Origin of the sequence: Diaphorobacter sp. MNS-0 (assembly GCF_019602835.1) — a bacterium.
In the GTDB taxonomy this organism is placed as follows: domain Bacteria; phylum Pseudomonadota; class Gammaproteobacteria; order Burkholderiales; family Burkholderiaceae_C; genus Diaphorobacter; species Diaphorobacter nitroreducens.
The window spans coordinates 1,569,352-1,588,312 of sequence record NZ_CP080761.1 but is presented as its reverse complement, the minus strand read 5'-3'; the positions used below and the strand labels follow the sequence as shown (position 1 = coordinate 1,588,312).

At 68.1% G+C, this 18,961-nt stretch carries 17 protein-coding genes; 11 read left to right on the top strand and 6 right to left on the bottom strand.

The annotated features are described in order from the left end of the window. The first annotated feature begins 21 nt into the window (after nucleotides 1-21). The 3 genes from K2L43_RS07690 (at nucleotide 22) to K2L43_RS07680 (ending at nucleotide 2,964) form a co-directional block, all read left to right on the top strand. Nucleotides 22-231: a hypothetical protein gene (locus tag K2L43_RS07690; protein WP_011805706.1), complete on the top strand. Its 210-nt coding sequence runs from the start codon at nucleotides 22-24 to the stop codon at nucleotides 229-231. A 179-nt stretch (nucleotides 232-410) separates the two neighbouring features. After that, a complete protein-coding gene (locus K2L43_RS07685) occupies nucleotides 411-2,405 on the top strand; it encodes a hypothetical protein (protein WP_220638793.1) in 1,995 nt (664 codons plus the stop codon). Between the two features lie 85 nt (nucleotides 2,406-2,490). Beyond that, nucleotides 2,491-2,964 carry an OsmC family protein gene (locus K2L43_RS07680; RefSeq protein ID WP_220638792.1) on the top strand — a complete coding sequence of 158 codons (474 nt, stop codon included), beginning with the start codon at nucleotides 2,491-2,493 and terminating at the stop codon, nucleotides 2,962-2,964. Between the two features lie 311 nt (nucleotides 2,965-3,275). Here the strand turns inward: K2L43_RS07680 and ylqF are convergent, their stop codons facing one another. Further along, on the bottom strand, nucleotides 3,276-4,235 hold the full coding sequence (ylqF, locus tag K2L43_RS07675) for a ribosome biogenesis GTPase YlqF (protein WP_220638791.1): 960 nt from the start codon (nucleotides 4,233-4,235) through the stop codon (nucleotides 3,276-3,278). Nucleotides 4,236-4,290: 55 nt separating this feature from the next. On the opposite strand from ylqF, the gene K2L43_RS07670 reads away from it, so the two are divergent. Both K2L43_RS07670 and K2L43_RS07665 read left to right on the top strand, forming a co-directional pair. Further along, entirely contained in the window at nucleotides 4,291-4,512 is a 222-nt protein-coding gene (locus K2L43_RS07670) for a hypothetical protein (RefSeq protein ID WP_220638790.1), read from the top strand. Nucleotides 4,513-4,527: 15 nt separating this feature from the next. Further along, nucleotides 4,528-4,737, top strand: coding sequence for an oxidoreductase-like domain-containing protein (locus K2L43_RS07665; protein WP_123676493.1), 210 nt, complete (start codon nucleotides 4,528-4,530; stop codon nucleotides 4,735-4,737). Nucleotides 4,738-4,809: 72 nt separating this feature from the next. Here the strand turns inward: K2L43_RS07665 and arsA are convergent, their stop codons facing one another. Next, nucleotides 4,810-6,570, bottom strand: a complete 1,761-nt coding sequence (gene arsA / locus K2L43_RS07660; protein WP_220638789.1) for an arsenical pump-driving ATPase — start codon at nucleotides 6,568-6,570, stop codon at nucleotides 4,810-4,812. 113 nt (nucleotides 6,571-6,683) lie between these two features. Here arsA and K2L43_RS07655 point away from each other — a divergent pair, with 113 nt between their 5' ends. The 5 genes from K2L43_RS07655 to K2L43_RS07635 are packed head-to-tail and all read left to right on the top strand — an operon-like array spanning nucleotide 6,684 to nucleotide 10,297. Beyond that, nucleotides 6,684-7,007, top strand: a complete 324-nt coding sequence (locus K2L43_RS07655; RefSeq protein WP_015912969.1) for a helix-turn-helix transcriptional regulator — start codon at nucleotides 6,684-6,686, stop codon at nucleotides 7,005-7,007. A gap of 22 nt (nucleotides 7,008-7,029) precedes the next feature. After that, nucleotides 7,030-7,515, top strand: coding sequence for an ArsI/CadI family heavy metal resistance metalloenzyme (locus K2L43_RS07650; RefSeq protein ID WP_220638788.1), 486 nt, complete (start codon nucleotides 7,030-7,032; stop codon nucleotides 7,513-7,515). A 17-nt stretch (nucleotides 7,516-7,532) separates the two neighbouring features. After that, the gene (locus K2L43_RS07645; RefSeq protein ID WP_220638787.1) at nucleotides 7,533-8,030 is read left to right on the top strand and encodes an arsenate reductase ArsC; all 498 of its coding nucleotides are present in this window, start codon (nucleotides 7,533-7,535) and stop codon (nucleotides 8,028-8,030) included. A 1-nt stretch (nucleotide 8,031) separates the two neighbouring features. Then, on the top strand, nucleotides 8,032-9,114 hold the full coding sequence (gene arsB / locus K2L43_RS07640) for an ACR3 family arsenite efflux transporter (RefSeq protein WP_047350586.1): 1,083 nt from the start codon (nucleotides 8,032-8,034) through the stop codon (nucleotides 9,112-9,114). Between the two features lie 16 nt (nucleotides 9,115-9,130). Continuing rightward, nucleotides 9,131-10,297, top strand: coding sequence for an MFS transporter (locus tag K2L43_RS07635; protein WP_220638979.1), 1,167 nt, complete (start codon nucleotides 9,131-9,133; stop codon nucleotides 10,295-10,297). A gap of 46 nt (nucleotides 10,298-10,343) precedes the next feature. Here the strand turns inward: K2L43_RS07635 and K2L43_RS07630 are convergent, their stop codons facing one another. Then, nucleotides 10,344-11,261 (bottom strand): LysR family transcriptional regulator, encoded by a 918-nt coding sequence (locus K2L43_RS07630; RefSeq protein ID WP_172206639.1) that lies wholly within the window; start codon nucleotides 11,259-11,261, stop codon nucleotides 10,344-10,346. A 213-nt stretch (nucleotides 11,262-11,474) separates the two neighbouring features. Between K2L43_RS07630 and K2L43_RS07625 the strand changes: the two genes are divergently transcribed. Further along, a complete protein-coding gene (locus tag K2L43_RS07625; protein ID WP_220638786.1) occupies nucleotides 11,475-13,172 on the top strand; it encodes a thiamine pyrophosphate-binding protein in 1,698 nt (565 codons plus the stop codon). Between the two features lie 440 nt (nucleotides 13,173-13,612). Here K2L43_RS07625 and gshA read toward each other — a convergent pair whose 3' ends face one another. The 3 genes from gshA to ligD all read right to left on the bottom strand — a co-directional run bounded on the left by gshA (nucleotide 13,613) and on the right by ligD (nucleotide 18,948). Further along, nucleotides 13,613-15,145 (bottom strand): glutamate--cysteine ligase, encoded by a 1,533-nt coding sequence (gene gshA / locus K2L43_RS07620; RefSeq protein WP_103737522.1) that lies wholly within the window; start codon nucleotides 15,143-15,145, stop codon nucleotides 13,613-13,615. A 172-nt stretch (nucleotides 15,146-15,317) separates the two neighbouring features. Next, the gene (locus tag K2L43_RS07615) at nucleotides 15,318-16,229 is read right to left on the bottom strand and encodes an SDR family oxidoreductase (protein ID WP_103737521.1); all 912 of its coding nucleotides are present in this window, start codon (nucleotides 16,227-16,229) and stop codon (nucleotides 15,318-15,320) included. Between the two features lie 205 nt (nucleotides 16,230-16,434). Then, a complete protein-coding gene (ligD, locus tag K2L43_RS07610; RefSeq protein ID WP_220638785.1) occupies nucleotides 16,435-18,948 on the bottom strand; it encodes a DNA ligase D in 2,514 nt (837 codons plus the stop codon). Nucleotides 18,949-18,961 lie beyond the last annotated feature (13 nt).

The following is an 18,961-nucleotide window of genomic DNA, read 5'->3' as shown; positions in this document are numbered from 1 at the left end:
CAACGACCCAGGAGCACGCACATGCCCCAGCAAGCCACCATCCAAGGCCACGTCACCTACCGGGAAGGAGACGGCATGCCCATTGCCATTCCGGAAGGACCGGTGGAACTCACCTTCGCCACCGACAGCGTCACGCTGAGCTGGCGCGACGACAACAACACCGCGGGCCTCACCGCCCTGCCGCGCGACCAGTACGAGCTGTATGTCGCCGACGGCAAGATCGTGCTGTAGTCCCTCCCGCGTGCGGGCCCCGGTCGGCAAGGCCCCGCGCTGCCCGCCGCAGCGACAGAACCCAGGCCCAGCCATGGCCGACGCCCCGCTACCCATGGCTCGTGGGGGCCCACGGGCCGCACATTGATGGCGCAGCGGTGTCGGCGCTACCATGCGCCACACAACCGTGCGCCTTTGCCATGTCCAGCCCCTCTTCATTCGTGCCTCCGCCTGCCAGCGCGGTCAAGCCGGCTCTGTCCGAAGAGCCCGGGCTGCCGGTGGACGACGGATTGTGCGCAGGCGATGCAATGGACGCGGCGCAACTGCGGCGGCTGCTCCAGGCCGCCCTGCCCGACAAGAGCCAGCACAAGGCAGCCGGCTGGTTCGGGCAGACGGACTTTCTGCTCACGCGCAGCCACGTGGATGAAGACCAGGACGCCTACCACGACGCCCTGTTCATCACTCTCTGGAAGCGCTGGGACTTCTGGCTCGCCCTGCCCCCGGCCGAGAGCGCACCTACCCACGCGCTGGCGCAGGCCTGGGCGCGGTTGCGCTCTGGCATCCCGCCTCCGCCCCCCGGCGCGGACGGCCTGGTGCGCCAATACCGCGCCTACGACAGCGCCGGCCAGCCCGGCGCATGGCAACCGCTCCCCGCACAGGCCGGGGCGGGCGACGCGGCAGCCGGCGCGCTGGTCGCCTGCGGAGAGGGCTGGCGCGAGGTGCTGGCCTACTGGCGCCTGGCCGAGGGCCAGCGCCGCGCCGGCCGGCCGCTGCGCGAGCGGCTGCATGCCACGCTCACCCCCGCACGCATCGAGGCGCTGACGCTGCTGCCCGTATTCACCACCCGTTACAACACATGGAGCGACCCCGAGCGCAACGGCTGGTGGGAGGGCGACGTGTGGATCGGCGCGCGCCAGCCCGGCCAGCAGGGGGGCCATTCATGGGGCCGGGCGCTCAAGTTCAGCTGGCGCAACGGCAGCGAGCGCGCCGGCGACCCCGAGGACGACGCACATGCCTGCTACCAGATCGACCTGACGCCCGGCGATGCCCTGCCGGAGGGCACGGCCCACCCGAACGGCCTGCGCATCAGCTACAGCCAGCGCCAGAGCGATCCGCGCACGCCGCTGCCCAACCACGCCGTGCAGCACATGCAGCACCTGCTGGAGCTGTTCACCACGCTGGAGCAGCGCCTGCACGCCGCCCATGCACAAGAGCAACAGGCGCTGCACTCCAGCGGCTTGTCCGGCGATGCCCCGCCCCTGCCCCGCCTGCCGCCCTTCGCGCCGCACGAGGCCGACACCGAGGTGTTCGGGCCCGTCCTCATGGCGCTGTCGCACGACTGGCAGGCCCACGGCCGGGCCCACGCCGCCCGCGTGCGGGAGCACTGGCTGCGGCAGGCCGACGACGCTGATGCCGCGGCGGCCCTGGAGCACGGCACGGAACCCGCGGCGTCATCCGCTGAGGCGGCGGCCGCTGCCGTGGCGGCCGCTGCGGTAGGCGATGCTGTACCCGCCCATGGTGTGGCGCCCGGCGCCGCGGCAGCCGGCACGCCCCCGGCGACCGTACCGCCGCCCGCCCCTGTGCATTTCATGCCTGCGCAGCCCACCGACCCGCGCGGCCCCCAGGCTGGCGCCGTGCTGCAACTGGCACGCGCTGTACACGCGCTGGCCGACGGCGACCTGTCCGCACGCTTTCACCGGCGCTTTGCCTTCGCGCCCCATGTCTATGCCCACCACGCCGCACGCACCGGCCACGCCGTGGACGCCCTGCAGTGGCTGGAAGATGGCCGTCTGCTGGCCCGCACGGAGCCCGTGCATCCCACGCAAGCACCCGCGTGGTGGCGGATCAGTGTCGATGCGTGGGCGCTGAGCCCCACGGCCGCACCGCCAAACCTGCCTGCATCGTGCCCCGCCGCCACCGTCCATGGCCTGCGAGTGGAGGGCGACGCACAGGGCGATCTGCACGGCCTGGCCGAGGACGGCACGGCCCTCTGGCGCCACCACATCGGCGGCGCCATCCTGGCGATCGCCGCAGCGCCCGACGGCCACACCCTGGCCGTGGGCAGCGCCAGCGGCTACCTGGTGCTGCTGCGCAAGGGCAGCGGCACCGACCCGGCCCTGCTCAGCACGTCGCGCTATGCGGAGCTGCGGCGCTTCATCTTCTGGGCGGATGCATCCAGCCCGCTGGCCTGGTAGGGGCAGCGCGTGCATTGCTTCGATATCCATAGCTGCTCGCGCTTGACAGGCGGGCGCTAGAGGCATTTTTCATTCAAACACCACCATGGCCACTTACCACGCCGAAATCACCTGGACGCGCGACGCCACGCCGCAGGACTTCCTCAAGAACCGCTACAGCCGCCGCCACCTGCTGCGCTTTGACGGTGGCGCGCAGTTGGCCGGCTCCTCGTCGCCCCACGTCGTGCCGCTGCCCTGGTCCGACGCGTCCGCCGCGGACCCGGAGGAAGCCTTCGTCGCCGCACTGTCGAGCTGCCACATGCTGTGGTTCCTCTCCATCGCCGCGCAGCAGGGTTTTTGCGTGGACGACTACCGCGACGCAGCCGAGGGCGTGATGGCCCGCAACGCCCAGGGCCGCATGGCCATGACCGTGGTCACGCTGCGCCCGGCGGTGCGCTTTGGCGGCGACCCGCAGCCCACGCACGAACAGTTGCACGCCCTGCACCATGAGGCGCATGAACAGTGCTTCATCGCCAACTCGGTCACCACCGAGGTGCGCTGCGATCCGGTGCTGGCCTAGGGCCTGTTCACACTATTTTTGCCAGTGCGAATGGCGTGAAAACCGCGCCAATCTAGGCGCGTGACGACGCCAAGGCCGGGGCCTTGGCTAGGAGGGCAACGACGAATGGCGCGGTTTTCACTCCGTTCCCTCCGGGTTGCGATCAAAAAGGGCCATTCGCGGCGTTGCCAAGCCTCGCTGGGGTAGCACCCCAGCTTCGTTTGGCGCCTTGCGCCTGGCCCTTTTTGATCGCAACGCATCTGGCAAAAATAGTGTGAACAGGCCCTAGGGCCTGTGAACTGTGCAGATCCTGCGAGCGAACCTGGCCCTGATCAGTCCTCGTCCCGCGGGGCGTTGCGCGCGCGGCGCTCGTTGCGGCGCAGCTGCTCGGCCTTGCGCGCGGCGCGTTCCTTTTCCTGCACCTCGGCGGCGGCCAGCCAGGCTTCGAACTCGGTCGGCGTCTCCAGCGTCACACGGCCCAGCGCTGCGCTGCGCAGGTCGGTGAGCACGATCTCGGCGGCCTTTTGCAGGTTGAGGCGCCCGCCGCTCATCACCGCGCCGCGCTTCCTGGCAATCAGCTCCAGCAGCTCGTCGTCGTGCTTGGCGGCGATGGCCGCCGCGTCCAGCCCCAGCTTGTAGCGCGCATCCAGCAGCGGCGCGTAGTGCTGCTTGAGGTAGGCCAACAGTTCCAGCGCCACTTCTTCCTCGTCGTACGCATTGCGGCCCACGGCGCCGCTGGCGGCGAGCTTGTAGCCGCTTTCGGGCACGGTGATGCGCGGCCACAGCATGCCGGGCGTGTCCCACAGGTAAAAGTCATCGTCCAGCACGATGCGCTGCTCCTGCTTGGTCACGCCGGCCTCGTCGCCCGTCTTGGCTTCGCGCTTGGCGGACAGGGTGTTGATCAGCGTGGACTTGCCCACGTTGGGAATGCCGCAGATCAGTACCCGCATGGGCTTGGAGAGGCCGCGCCGGTTGGGCGCAAGCTGCCGGCACGCGTCGATGAGCCGGCGCGCGGGCGCGGCGTCGGACGCATCCAGCGCGATCGCGCTCGTGCCGGGCCGCGCGTTGTACCAGGCCAGCCACGCGGGCGTGCGCGTCGGGTCGGCCACGTCCTGCTTGTTGAGCACCTTCAGCGCAGGCTTATGGCCCGTCAGCTCGGCCAGCAGCGGATTGCTGCTGGAGCCCGGCAAGCGCGCGTCCAGCAGCTCGATCACCACGTCGATGTCCTTGATGCGCTCGCCGATCGCCTTGCGCGTCAGGTGCATGTGACCGGGAAACCACTGGATGGCCATGGACTGTGTACTTTCACGAATGGGGCTTGCGAAGCCGCCAAGGATAATCGCCGCCATGCCCTCTTTCTCCCAGCGCAAACAAGATTCCGAGCTGCTGCTCAAGGGCGCGGTGTGCACGCTCATTGGCGTGATCATCCTGCTGGCCCCCTACATTGCCCGCTCGCCCGACGTGCGCGAGATGATGGCCCAGGGCCACGTCATGGGGTGGTTCGCGCTGGTGCTGGGCTGCGCCTTCCTGGCGCGCTACGGCCTGATCCGTTGGCGCGGGCGCCGGTAAGGCCCCGTCACCTTCATGCTGCAAGCCACCCGCCAGCGCTTCGCCGCCCTGCAGGCGCAGGCCGCCCACGCCGGTGTAGCGCTGCGCCCACCGCCACCTGAGCCCACCACCTGCTGCGGGCGCGGGTGCAACGGGTGCGTGTGGGAGGGCTTTTATGCGGCCGCGCAGTGGTGGTGCGAAGATGCGCAGGGCGCGCTGGCGCAGCCCGGCGGGGGCTCCTCCTGACGCTGCACCGTGGCTGAATGTGTACCGCGGCCCGCGAGGCTCTTGCATGCCAGGAAGGGCCGCCTCCGCAGGTCAAGGCTCCAGCAGATCCCCCAGCGCCTTTGCGCCCACGGGCGGGGTCGCCGCCCAGGGAATCAGATAGAACCGGCCTTGCGCCAATGCTTGAACCCGCTCCATCTGCCGCCTCTCGCTGTTCAACCGGGCCTGAAGAAGGGGATCGCGGGTGTTGCTGGCCAACAGTGACTTGTTGACCACCCAGGCGAAGGTGCCGATCCGGGCCCGCTGCAGGTCCTCCTTCAGCGCGGCGGCCTGCGACACCGGGGTGGCCTCGGGCAGCGTCACCAGAATGATCTTGGTGTAGTCAGGGTCCTGCAGCCGCATCAGGGGCGTGGTGATGCGCCCCGACGCCTTGCCTTCAAACTCCCGCACCATCTGGCGGTGGTAGGCGCCCGTGGCATCCATGAGCAGCAGCGAGTGGCCCGTGGGCGCGGTGTCGAGCACCACGAACGCACTGCGGGCCTGAGACACCACATGCGAGAACGCGTGGAAGACCGCCACTTCCTCCGTGCATGGAGAACGCAGATCCTCAATCAACAGGTCCTTCTCCGCCGGGGTCATGCCGGCCGACTTGGCGGCAACGACCTTGTCCACGTATTTCTGGGTTTCTGCTTTGGGATCAATGCGCCCGACGGTCAGGCCCGGGATCTCGCCGTCGAGCGTCACCGCCAGGTGGGCGGCGGGATCGGTGGTGCTCAAGTGCACGGACTTGCCGAGCTTGACCAGTCCCAGGGCGATCGCGGCGGCAATGGTGGTCTTGCCCACGCCGCCCTTGCCCATCACCATGATCAATCCACGCTCACCCCGCGCCAGCTCCGCCACCAGCGCGGACAGTTTCTGGTGCGCGAAGTCGGGCGCGTCCAGGACTGCCGCAGGCACCTCGGTCGGTGATGGCGACAGCAGCGCCCGCAGCGCCTGCAGCCCCACGGAATCGACGGGCCGCATGGGAATCACGTCAGCCGCCAGACGTTTCAGCGCCTGCGGCATCTCCTGCATGGCCTCCTGTCCCAGAGCCTCGATGGCCAGGGCGACGGCATCGCGAGGGTCTTGCGCCTTGAAAACCGCGTTGATCACCAGGCGCTGGTGGGAAAGGCCCAACTCACGCAGTTCGTCTGAAGACCTGGCGGCTTCGTTGAGCGCTCCCGCCTCAGGCCGCGCCACCAGAACAATGGTGGTGAGCGAAGCGTCGTTCAGGGATGCCAGCGCCCGGTTGAAAAGCTGCTCCTGCATCTTCAACCCCGAATGCGGCCCCAGGCAGGATGCTCCGCGGTCATTGCCCTTGAGGAACCCGCTCCATGCCTTGGGCAGGCTGAGAAGCCTCAAGGTATGGCCCGTGGGGGCGGTATCGAACACGACATGGTCGAAATCCCGCCCTCCCTCCGACAGAAGTTGAGAGAACTCATCGAAGGTGGCGATCTCGGTGGTGCAGGCACCCGAGAGCTGCTCGCGCACGAGGTCCACCTCCTCAGCCGTAGCCTGTGTGCCCATCTGTTCAATGACGCGGGCACGGTAGTTCTGCGACGCGGCTTCCGGATCGATGTTCAGGACCATCAGGCCCGGAACCCCTGGCACAGGAACCGGATGGTTGCGCAGCGCAATGCCGAGCATTTCATCAAGGTTCGACGCCGCATCGGTACTGACCAATAGAACCTTCTTGCCCGCGTCTGCCAAGGCGATGGAGACGGCCGTGGACACCGAGGTCTTGCCGACACCACCCTTGCCGGTGAAGAACAAATACTTGGTGGGCGCGTCCAGAAGGGAGAAGTGAGATGGCATAGGCGTTCGTGGTCAATGCACCGAATGGGCGGGGATAAGGGCGTGCCTCAGGCATGCGCAATGTTGCGCCAAAGAAATTTACAACATTTCCAATATCGTTGTATAGTCGTCTTATGCAAGAAATCGATGTCATCCGCTCCCTCGCAGCGTTGGCCCAAGAAGTACGCCTGCGGGTGTTTCGCGCACTGGTCGTGGCCGGCGCAGAGGGGCTCACGCCAGGCTCGTTGTGCGAGCAACTGGCGGTAGCGCCCAACACCTTGTCCTTTCACCTCAAGGAACTCGTGCACTCCGGCCTCGTCAGCCAGGAGCGTCAGGGGCGCAACCTGATCTACCGGGCCTCCTTCGACACGATGGACGATCTGCTCGGCTACCTCACGGAGAACTGCTGCCAGGGCGCGTCCTGCCTGGCGGAGACAGCAAAGAGCTGCGACTGCTGACCCACTTTTGAAGGAGAACCCCATGAAGCGATTCCATGTCCACCTGCATGTGGAAGACCTGGCCCAGAGCATCCGTTTCTACTCCCAGCTCTTCGCGGCTGAGCCCGCTCGCGTGGAGGCCGATTACGCGAAGTGGATGCTCGACGATCCGCGGGTCAACTTCGCGATCTCCACGCGGGGCACCTCCCCAGGCCTGGATCACCTGGGCTTTCAGGTGGACGACGCGGCCGAACTGTCAGAACTGAAGGCCAGGGCCGCATCGGCCGACATGGCCCTGCTCGACGAAGGCGCCACCACCTGCTGCTATGCGCGCAGCGAGAAGCACTGGGTTACCGACCCGCAGGGCATCGCGTGGGAGCACTTTCACACGCTCGGCGACATTCCCGTGTTCAACGAGTCCAGCCCAACGGCTGCCGCCGGCGCGTGCTGCGCGCCAAAGGCGCCTGCGGCCACGGCATCCAAGGCGCCCTGCTGCGAGCCCGCCACTTCCTCATCCACCTGCTGCTGATCCGCTGAAGGTCCTTCATGACGACGCCCTTGAATGTTCTTTTTCTCTGCACGCACAACTCCGCGCGCAGCATCCTGGCCGAGGCCTTGCTCAACGCCATGGCGGGCGGGCGCTTCAAGGCCTGGTCTGCCGGCAGCAGCCCGCGCGACAACCAGCAGCCGCATCCCCTGGGTCTGCAGGTCCTGCAAAAGGCAGGCGTCTCCACCGAGGGGTTGCGCAGCAAGAGCTGGGATGAGTTTGCCGCCCCAGGCGCGCCCACGATGGATCTGATCATCACCGTGTGCGACAACGCCGCGGGAGAGGTCTGCCCGATCTGGCCGGGGCACCCCGCAACGGCGCACTGGGGCTTCGCCGATCCTTCCGAAGGCGACGCGCCTGACTCGGAAAAGCTCGAAGCCTTCCGCCAGACGCTGCACCTGATCAAGCGCCGCCTGGACCTGCTGATCAACCTGCCCGCCGACAAGCTGGAGAAAGCGGTATTGCAGGCCAGCGCCCGCGAACTCGCAGGGAAATGACATGAGTGCCCAGTGCGAAACCACCGCCCAACGCGCGGCAGGCGCTCCCATGAGCGTGTTCGAGCGCTATCTCACCGTGTGGGTGCTGCTGTGCATCGTGGTAGGCATCGGGCTGGGCCAGGCGTTTCCCGGTGCAGCGCGGACCATTGGGTCGTGGGAGGTGGCCCGCGTGAACCTGCCGGTGGGGCTGCTCATCTGGGTGATGATCATCCCGATGCTGCTCAAGGTGGACTTCTCCGCCCTGGGCGAGGTGCGGCACCACGTGCGCGGCATCGGGGTCACGCTGTTCGTGAACTGGCTGGTCAAGCCATTCTCCATGGCCTTCCTGGGGTGGCTGTTCATCCGCCAGTGGTTTGCCCCCTACCTGCCTGCGGACCAACTCGACAGCTACATTGCTGGCCTGATCCTGCTGGCCGCCGCCCCCTGCACGGCCATGGTGTTCGTATGGAGCCGCCTGACCGGCGGCGACCCCCTGTTCACGCTGTCCCAGGTCGCGTTGAACGACAGCATCATGATCGTGGCGTTCGCGCCGCTGGTGGCCTTCCTGCTCGGCCTGTCGGCCATCACGGTGCCATGGGACACGCTGCTCACCTCGGTGGTGCTGTACATCGTCATTCCGGTGGTGCTGGCCCAATGGTGGCGGCGCGCCTTGCTGGCACGGGGGCAGGCCGCGTTCGACGCGGCACTCCAGCGCATCGGGCCGTGGTCCATTGCGGCGCTGCTGCTCACGCTGGTGCTGCTGTTCGCCTTCCAGGGCGAGGCCATCCTGCGCCAGCCACTGATCATCGCGCTGCTGGCCGTGCCCATCCTGATCCAGGTGTTCTTCAACTCGGCGCTGGCCTACTGGCTCAACCGCGCGGCGGGCGAGAAGCACGCGGTCGCCTGCCCGTCCGCCCTGATTGGCGCATCCAACTTCTTTGAACTGGCCGTGGCCACCGCCATCAGCCTGTTTGGCTTCGAGTCGGGCGCGGCACTGGCCACGGTGGTGGGCGTGCTCATCGAAGTGCCGGTGATGCTGCTGGTCGTCAAAGTCGTGAATTCATCCAAGGGCTGGTACGACGCGGGTGCAAAGCGTGCAGCGTAGAACCACTACCACGCTGATGCTGGGCGTGGCCCAGACACTGGCGTGGGCGTCGTCGTACTACCTGCCGGCCGTGGTGGCCGCGCCGATGGGGCGAGACGTCGGCATGTCCTCGTCGGCGGTGTTTGGGGCGTTCTCGATGGCGCTGCTGTTTGCCGCAGCAACCGGCCCCTGGGCGGGGCGCGCCATTGACCGGGCTGGTGGGCGGCCGGTACTGGTCGTCAGCAACCTGGTGTTTGCCGCAGGGCTCGCGGCGCTCAGCCTGGCCTCACAGCCCGCCCATGTCTTTGCTGCCTGGGCCTTGATGGGCCTGGCCATGGGCAGCGGCCTCTACGAAGCCGCGTTCGCCACCGTGGTCCGCCTGCATGGCCAGGACGCGCGGCGGGCGATCACCGGCATCACCTTGCTGGCAGGCTTTGTAAGCACGATCGGCTGGCCATTGACGGCCTCCCTGGAGTCGGCGTTCGGCTGGCGGCAGGCCTGCCTGACATGGGCGGCGCTGCATCTGCTCATCGGCCTGCCGCTGAACGCGATGCTGCCCACGGCCGCGCCGGCCGCTTCGGCCGGTGCGCAGGCCGCTGCGGCAGGGAGTCCTCATCCACAGGCAGCGGCGAGCCCGGCACCGGCCCGGCGGCGTGCGGCCGTGCTCATGGCCTGCGTGTTTGCCATTGCGTGGTTCAACAGCACCGCGATGGCGGCGCATCTGCCGCAGGTCCTGCAGGCTTCGGGCGTGGCCTTGGCTGGCGCGATCGGCATTGCGGCGCTGGTGGGGCCGGCCCAGGTCGCGGGGCGATTGGTCGAATTCACCGTGCTCAAGCGGTCGCATCCGCTGTTGTCGGCGCGGCTGGCCACGCTGGCGCATCCGCTGGGCGTCGTACTGCTGATGCTGCTGGGCAGCTACGCGGCGCCCGCGTTCGCCGTGCTGCACGGGCTCGGCAACGGCATCCTGACCATTGCCATCGGCACCCTGCCGCTGCTGATCTTCGGCGCACAAGGCTATGGGCAGCGGCAGGGGTTCCTGATGGTGCCCGCGCGCATCGTGCAGGCCGGGGCGCCATTCCTGTTCGGGCTGGCCGTGGAGCGCTGGGGCGGCGCGGCGCTCTGGCTCTCCGCCACACTGGCGGTCCTGGCTTTTTTGGCACTGGCCGCCCTGGCCGCAGGCATGAAACGGTCCGGCGACGCTTGACCGCTATTGCCAGGGAGGGTGTCCGCCCGCAATGCGCACCATGCGCTCATCCACCAACGCGGCCCCGCTCCTGCTGGCCCGCTACCTCCCGCAGCCACGCCCTGATGGCCTTCACCCCCGCCGACTCTGCACGCGCCAGCGGCACCACGAGGTAGTACGCATCGCTGCTGGTCAGCACGCCACCGGGCAGCTCCACCAGCGCACCGCTCGCCAATTCCTCCTCCATCAGAAACCGCGGCAGCAGGGCCACGCCCAGGCCGGAGATGGCGGCCTGGGCGATCATGGCGAACTGCTCGAAGCGCGGGCCGCGCAGGGCCTGGGGCGCGGGCACGCCCTCCTGCTCGAACCAGTCGGCCCACAGCATGGGGCGCGTGGTCTGGTGCAGCAGGGTCAGGCCGGCCACGTCGGCAGGGGTCTCGATGCGGTGACGGGTGCGCAGCGCGGGGCTGCACACCGGCACCACTTCTTCGTGCAGCAGGTAGTCGCACACGGCGCCGGCCCAATGGGGCGCACCGTAGTGGATAGCGGCATCGAACGGTTCCTGGGCGAAGTCAAAAGGCTCGCCACGGGCAGAAAGATTCACTGTCAGCTCCGGGTGCAGCGCGGCAAACGCAGGCAGGCGCGGCACCAGCCAGCGCGCGCCCAACGTGGGCAGCACCGCCAGGTGCAGGAGTCCGCCGCCATCGGCCAGGGCCATGGCCTTCTGCGTGGCGGCACCGAGCTGCTGCAGCACGGCGCGTACGTCGGCGGCGTACAGGCGCCCCGCATCCGTCAACACCACGCGCTGGCGCACCCGGGTGAACAGGGCCTGACCGAGCTGTGCCTCCAGTTGACGCACCTGGCGCGAGACGGCGCTTTGCGTGAGGTGCAGCTCCTCCGCCGCACGTGAGATGCTGGCGTGGCGCGCGGCGGCCTCAAAGGCGAGCAGGTCGGCCACGGGCGGCAGGAAAAGTTTGCGAAACATGGCGTTAATTCATGCAATCAAAGAATGAACCCGACCAAGGCTTGTGGTAACGCATAAGGCGCCAGCGCTTGATCCATAAGCGCTGGCGGCAGGCAGGGCTGGGACGGGATATTGCCACTTGATGCGATTTAAGCAACAAGTCGTTCCGCTTTTTTGCTATGCAAGCGCGCATGGCTGGGCGATATTTGCAGCTTCGCCTTCTCTTGGACCTCCATGCCGCACACCGCTACCTCCACCGCCGCATCCCGCACGGGCGGGCAGATCCTCGTCCAGCAGCTCATCGTGCACGGCGTGCAGCAGCTCTTTTGCGTGCCGGGCGAGAGCTACCTGGCCGTGCTGGACGCCCTGCACGACGCCAACATCGCCGTCACCGTGTGCCGCCAGGAGGGCGGCGCGGCCATGATGGCCGAGGCGCAGGGCAAGCTGACCGGCCGCCCGGGCATCTGCTTCGTGACGCGCGGGCCGGGGGTCACCAACGCATCGGCGGGCATCCACATCGCGCACCAGGATTCGACGCCGTTGATCGTCTTCGTAGGCCAGGTGGCGCGCGGTGCGCTGGGGCGCGAGGCGTTCCAGGAGCTGGACTACGGCGCCGTGTTCGGCACCATGGCCAAGTGGGTGGTGCAGATCGACGATGCGCGGCGCGTGCCGGAACTGGTCTCGCGCGCATTCCACGTCGCCACCTCGGGCCGCCCCGGCCCCGTGGTGGTGGCCCTGCCCGAGGACATGCTGACCGATGCCGTGCAGGTGGCCGATGCCCTGCCCTACTCCGTGCCCGAGACCTACCCCGGCGCGCCCGCACTGCAGGCACTGGCGGCGCGGCTGCAGGCGGCCGAGCGGCCGGTGGTCATCGTGGGCGGCAGCCGCTGGTCCGACCAGGCGGTGCGCGACATGCAGGCCTTTGCCAGCGCCTGGCGGCTGCCGGTGTATTGCTCGTTCCGCCGGCAGATGCTATTCCCGGCCAGCCACGCCAGCTACGCGGGCGACCTGGGCCTGGGCGTCAACCCCCAACTGCTGGCGCGCATCCGCGCGAGCGACCTGGTGCTGGTGCTGGGCGGGCGGCTGTCGGAGATCCCCTCGCAGGGCTACGAGCTGTTCGACATTCCCGTGCCGGCGCAGCCGCTGGTGCATGTGCATGCCGACGCCGACGAGCTCGGCCGGCTCTACCGCCCGGTGCAGGCCATCCACGCCACGCCGCAGGCCATGGCCGCCGCACTGGCCAGCCTGCGCCCCGCGGCCGAGCCGCGCTGGACCGCGCACACCGAGGCTGCGCGCGCCGAGTACCTGGCCTGGAGCGACCCGGCGCCCATCCGCATCCCCGGCAAGCTGCAGATGGGCGAGGTGATGCAGCACCTGCGCGCGGTGCTGCCCGCCAACACCATCTTCTGCAACGGCGCGGGCAACTTCGCCACCTGGGTGCACCGCTTCTGGCCGTTCACCACCTATGCGAGCCAACTGGCCCCCACCAGCGGCTCGATGGGCTACGGCCTGCCGGCCGGCGTGGGCGCCAAGCGCCTGTGGCGCGAGCGCGAGGTGGTGGTGTTTGCGGGCGACGGCGACTTTCTGATGCACGGCCAGGAGTTCGCCACCGCCGTGCAGTACGGCCTGCCGCTGATAGTGGTGCTGTTGGACAACGCCATGTACGGCACCATCCGCATGCACCAGGAGCGCGAGTACCCCGGGCGCATTAGCGCCACACAGCTCAAGAACCCCGATTTCAAGGCCTATGCCCAGGCCTTCGGCGGGCACGGCGAGCGCGTGGAGCGCACCGAAGACTTCGCCCCGGCACTGGCACGCGCACGGGCGAGCGGGCTGCCCAGCGTGCTGCACTGCCTGATCGATCCGCAGGCGATCACACCCACGGGAACGCTGGATGGCATCCGGTCGGCGGCGATGGCGCGCAAGGGGTGATCTGAAGGGCTAGGGCCTGTTCACACTATTTTTGCCAGATGCGTTGCGATCAAAAAGGGCCAGGCGCAAGGCGCCAAACGAAGCTGGGGTGCTACCCCAGCGAGGCTTGGCAACGCCGCGAATGGCCCTTTTTGATCGCAACCCGGAGGGAACGGAGTGAAAACCGCGCCATTCGTCGTTGCCCTCCTAGCCAAGGCCCCGGCCTTGGCGTCGTCACGCGCCTAGATTGGCGCGGTTTTCACGCCATTCGCACTGGCAAAAATAGTGTGAACAGGCCCTAAATGGGGCTCTGCGCTTGTGGGGCAAGCGCGGACAGCTATCGTTTTTGAGTTTTTTTTGCTGCCGAATGCTTGGGTGCCGACCGGGTTATGCGCCCCCGCGCAGCAACATCAAAAAGAATAGCTGGCGGCGCTTACGCCATAAGCGCTGCCCTCAAAAAACTACCCCAACTGCTCGACCGCCATGAACCGCTCGCGCCACGCCTCGAACGGCAGGTCATCTGCCACTTCAATGGCCCGCTGCTCCTCCAGCGACCGCTCGGCCAGCGCCTGGTAGCGCGCCTGCTGCGACTCGCTCCAGGGCTGCCCCATCAGGATGTCCTGCGCCGACTGGGAATGCGCAAGTGCGAAGGCGATGAAGTCGTTGTCATGCTGCTGTTGCAGCTCGGCCAGCACGCGCGCGGACGGTGTGGAGTGCGGGGCCGCCAGTGTCGCCTGGGCCGCCGTCAGCGCGTGCGCATAAGCCTCGCCGCCGTGGGCGGCATCCAGCGTGGCGGCAATGGGCGCGCATTCGGCCAGCACCTCGGCGGCCCAATCGGTCAGCAGCACACGCTGGCCGCGGCGCATGAGCTGCAGGCCGGCCTCGCGCCCGCGCTCGGCCGCCAGGTGCTGGTTGTTCTTGAGTTCGGCGATCTCGGCCGGCGTGTCGGGCGGGCTGTCCGACAGCAGGCAGTGCAGCAAAAACACGTCCAGCAGGCGCATGGTGTCGGCGGTGATGCCCACGGGCACGAACGGGTCCAGGTCCATCAGGCGCACCTCGACATACTCCACGCCGCGCTCGCGCAGCGCGTGCAGCGGGCGCTCGCCGCTGTGGACGGTGCGCTTGGGCCGGATGGTGCCGTAGAACTCGTTCTCGATCTGCAGCAGGCTGGTGCCCAGCTGGTTGTAGTCGCCGCCGGGGTTGCGCACGCCAATCGCCTCGTAGGCCGGATAAGGCCGCGTGAGCGCCTCGTGCAGCGAATCGGCATAGCCCTGCAAGCCGTTGTAGCTGACGGCCAGCGTGGCCTGGGCGTCGCTCTGGTAGCCCAGGCGCCCCATGCGCAGCGAAGTGGCATGCGGCAGGTACAGCGCGCGCTTGCCGTCGCCCAGCGGCTGCAGGCTGTGTTGTCGCCCTTCGACGAAGCACGGGCACAGCGCAGGCGATGCACCAAACAGGTACAGAAGCACGAACGCGTGCCGGCGGAAGTTGCGGATCAGCGCAAAGTACTCGTCGCTGCCTACGCCGGGCAGCGACCAGTTGTAATGAATGCCCGAGATGGTCTGCATGCGCCGGCCGTAGCGGTGGCCCAGGCCCATGCGGTACACGCTCTTGGCACGCCCCGGGTTGGACGAGCCGTAGCGCGCCAGCGGAATGGTCTCGTCCGTAGGCAACATGCAGGGCATGCTGGACACCCAGAGCATCTCGCCGCCCGGCTGCTGCTGCAGCACGCGGTGCACGAACTGGTGGATCTCGGTCAGTTCATCCTGGCATTCCTGCACCGTGCGGTGGGCACCGGTGATGAGCTCGATCTGCGATTCGCTGTAGTCCGTGGTGATGCAGGGGTGCGTGAGGGCCGAGCCCAGCGCCACCGGATGGGGTGTGAGCGCCAGGGCGCCCGTGGGCAGCACGCGCAGCCCCTCCTTCTCGATGCCGCGGCGCATGCCTGCCAACCGGTCGGCGGACAGGGCTGCGATTCGCTGTGGGAGTGTGCTCATGGTGGTGGTTGTTCCATCTTTTTTGATGTGGGGCCGAAACTTAGCACGCCGCGCTGCGGCCTGCCCGCGCCCACATCAAGCGCCGGCCTGACACCGGGGAACTGCCGCCGGCCTCTGCACGGTCGCTCTTGGTACGGTAGCAGCGGGGCAGCACCGCCCCGGACAGGCCGTGTCAGCGGTGCGCAGCCAGGGCCTGCGCCACCTCGTTCGTCCCCTGTGCGGCGCCGCTTTGCGGTACCTGCTCACCCGCTCCGCGGGCCGTCACCTCGGCCAGGCGCGCGGCCAATTGCTCCGGCACATCGGCACCTTGTCCCAGGTGGATGCCCTGGGTGAGCGTAATGTGCGCGGCCTCGAATGTGCCCGCGCCTGCACACAGAATGGTGCGCGTGGGCGCGCTCTCATGCGCCAGCACCAGCATGGCGGGTACCACCGCCTCGGGTTGGAGGGCAGCCAGCACTTCCTCGGGCATCAGGCCCTCGGTCATGCGGGTGGCGGCCGTGGGTGCCAAGGCGTTCACATGGATGCCGTACTTGGCCCCTTCGATCGCCAGCGTCTGCATCAACCCCACCTGGGCCAGCTTGGCCGCGCCGTAGTTGGCCTGGCCGAAGTTGCCGTACAGCCCCGTGGAGGACGTCGTCATCACGATGCGCCCATAGTTCTGCGCCTGCATGTGCGGCCACACCGCCTTGCAGCAATGGGCCGCGCCCATGAGGTGGACCTGGACCACGAGGTTGAAGTCCGCCATGTCCATCTTGGCAAACGACTTGTCGCGCAGGATGCCCGCGTTGTTCACCAGGATGTCCACGCGACCCCACGCGTCCATGGCCTGCTGCACCATGGCCTGCACGGCCGCGAAATCGGTCACCGACGCACCGTTGGCCAGCGCCTCGCCGCCTGCGGCGCGGATCTCATCCACCACGGCCTGCGCGGCGGACACCGAGCCGCCGCTGCCGTCCACGGCACCGCCCAGATCATTGACCAGCACCTTGGCGCCACGCGCTGCCAGCGCCAAAGCATGCTGACGGCCCAGGCCGCCACCCGCACCCGTCACGATGGCCACACGGCCGTGGAAATCAAGGGACATGTTGAAGTCTTTGAACGAAAGATTGCCACCAGACACGCAGGCCCGCGGCCACCGGTGGCCGGACACACGCGCAGCGAAAAGAAATGGCCCCGGCCGATGACCGGGGCGATTCAAAGGATACAGGAAGCAACCAGGTTCAATCAGCGGCCGCCTAGACCGCTTGTATGCCTTCGCCCCACCATGATTGCATGCAGGGCCACCAGGGCTATGGGTGGCGTTTTTCCCCAAGCGCCTTGATCGCCGGCCCGATGGACACGGCAGCCTCGTCATAGCCCGACCAGGGGCCATTGCCCGTCTTCAAGCGCCGGCCCACGGTCTGCACCGTCCAGTGGGCGCCACCCGTGAGCGCGTCCAGTTCCTGCCAGGCGACGGGCACGGACACGCCCATGCCCGGCCGCGCGCGCGCCGTCCATGCACAGGCCGTGGTGGCGCCAAAGCCATTGCGCAGGTAGTCCACGAAGATCTTTCCCACACGGTTGCGGGGTCCGCTCTTGGCCACGAAACGCTGCGGCAGGGTGCGCGCCAGATGCTGCACCACGGCTTGACTGAAGTCTTTCACGGCATCCCAGCCGTGCAGTCGCTTGATGGGCACCACCACATGCAGTCCCTTGCCGCAGCTGGTCTTGAGGAACGATGGCAGGCCCAGCTCGGTGAGCATCAAGCGCACGAGCGCTGCGCCCTCTTGCACGTGCGCCCACGGCACGCCCTCGCCCGGATCCAAGTCGAAGGTGATGCGGTTGGGCCGCTCGATCCGGTCCTTGCGAGCATTCCAGGTGTGAAACTCCACGGTGTTCATTTGCGCGGCCGACAGCAGGCCCTGCGCCGTGGCCACTTCCAGCAGCGGCGGGTGGCCAGGATCCAGGTCGGGTGACAGCGCACTCACCCCGTCCAATGCCCCCGTGTCCAGGTGCTTTTGAAAGAAAAGCTCGCCCTCCAGACCTTGCGGCGCCCGCAGCAGGGACACCGGCCGCCCCTGCAGGTGGGGCAACATGAGGGGCGCTACCGTGGCGTAGTACCGCACCAGATCAAGCTTGGTGAACCCGGTGGAGGGATCCACCACGCGCGCCGGGCTTGTCACCTGCAGCCCCCCCACGCGCGCGGCGCGGCTGGGCGCAGCCCCCTGCAGGTGCGCAGGCTCCTCGTGGACGATGGCGGCGGCGGGCTTGTCGTCGCGCAACCCGCGGAACACGGCGTGGCGCACCTTGCCCTCTTTCGTCCATTCGGCGAAGGAAACCTCCGCCACCAGCGTGGGCCTCACCCAATGCACCTTGCGGGGGATGGAGCGCGGCTGGGCAAACGGGCTGTCCTGGGTGCGCAAAGCGCCCAGCCGCCGGGCCAGGTCCGCGAGGACGCGCTCGCTGAAACCCGTGCCCACGTTGCCGGCATAGCGCAGGGCACCGCCCTCGTCATGCACGCCCAGCAGCAGTGAACCGATCCCTGTGCGTGAGCCCTGCGGGTCGGTGTATCCGCCGATGACGAACTCCTGCCGATGGCTGCACTTGAGCTTGATCCAGTCCGTGCTGCGGCGCGAGGCATACACGCTGTCCTTGCGCTTGCCGATCACCCCTTCAAATCCCAGCCGGCAGGCCGAGGCCACCAGGTCCGCGGGCCGGGCTTCGAACGCTTCGCTGAACCGCACCCGGTCTGAGGAGGCTGGCTGCAGCACACTGCGCAGCAGCGCACGCCGTTCAGCGAGGGGCATCTGCCTCAGATCGCGCCCGTGCGCATAAGGCAAATCGAAGGCATAAAAGACCAGCGCGTCGGTCGATCGCCCGTCAAACGCGTTCTGCAGCGCCTGGAAGTCGGGGACACCCTGGGCGTCCAGCACCAGCACCTCGCCGTCGATCCATGCAGAGGACAGCGGCAAGGCGGCCAGCGCTTGCGCCAGGGCGGGCATCCTGGCGGTCCAGTCGTTGCCGTTACGGGTGTACAGCCGTGCCTTGCCGCGCTGAACCCGGGCCAGCATGCGATAGCCGTCGAACTTGAGCTCCCACAGCCACTGCGTAAGGTCGGCCGGCGGTCCGTCCACCAGCGTGGCAAGTTGCGGGGATAGCTGGTCAGGCAGCGGTGCCGTGGGTGCGGATGTCCACGGCACCGCCGCTGCCGTGGGCTGAATCTGCGCGGGCCCGGCCCGCTGAGCGAATGCGCGCGCTGGTGGCGCAACCGGCGGCTGGTCTGCCACGCTGTCGGGCATTTCGTCCACCACGTTGAACTCCTCGGCCGCACGCTCTAGCCCGTCGCGCTCCTTGATCAGCAGCCAGGGGGGCTGCTTATCGTCGTCCCGGCCATGCATACGCACCAGGGTCCAGTGACCCTGCAATTTGTGGCCGTGGATCTCGAACTTCAGCTTCCCCTTGCGGTAGTCTTCGCGCGGATTGCCCTGCGGCACCCAATAGCCGCGGTCCCAGATGATGACCCGCCCCGCGCCGTATTGGCGCGGCGGGATCTGCCCTTCGAATTGGTTGTAGGAAATCGGGTGGTCTTCCACCTGCACGGCCATGCGTTTGACCGCCGGGTCGTAACTGGGGCCCTTGGGTACGGCCCAGCTCTTCATGGTGCCGTCCAGCTCCAGGCGCAGGTCGTAGTGCAGGCGGCTGGCCCAGTGCTTCTGGATCACGTACTGCAGCGCCTGCGACTGAGCTCCGCCGTCCGGGGGCTCTGGCGTCACGGCAAAGTTGCGCTTTTGCTTGTACGCCGCCAGCGGGTCTTTGCGGGGCATGGTCCGTCGCCTT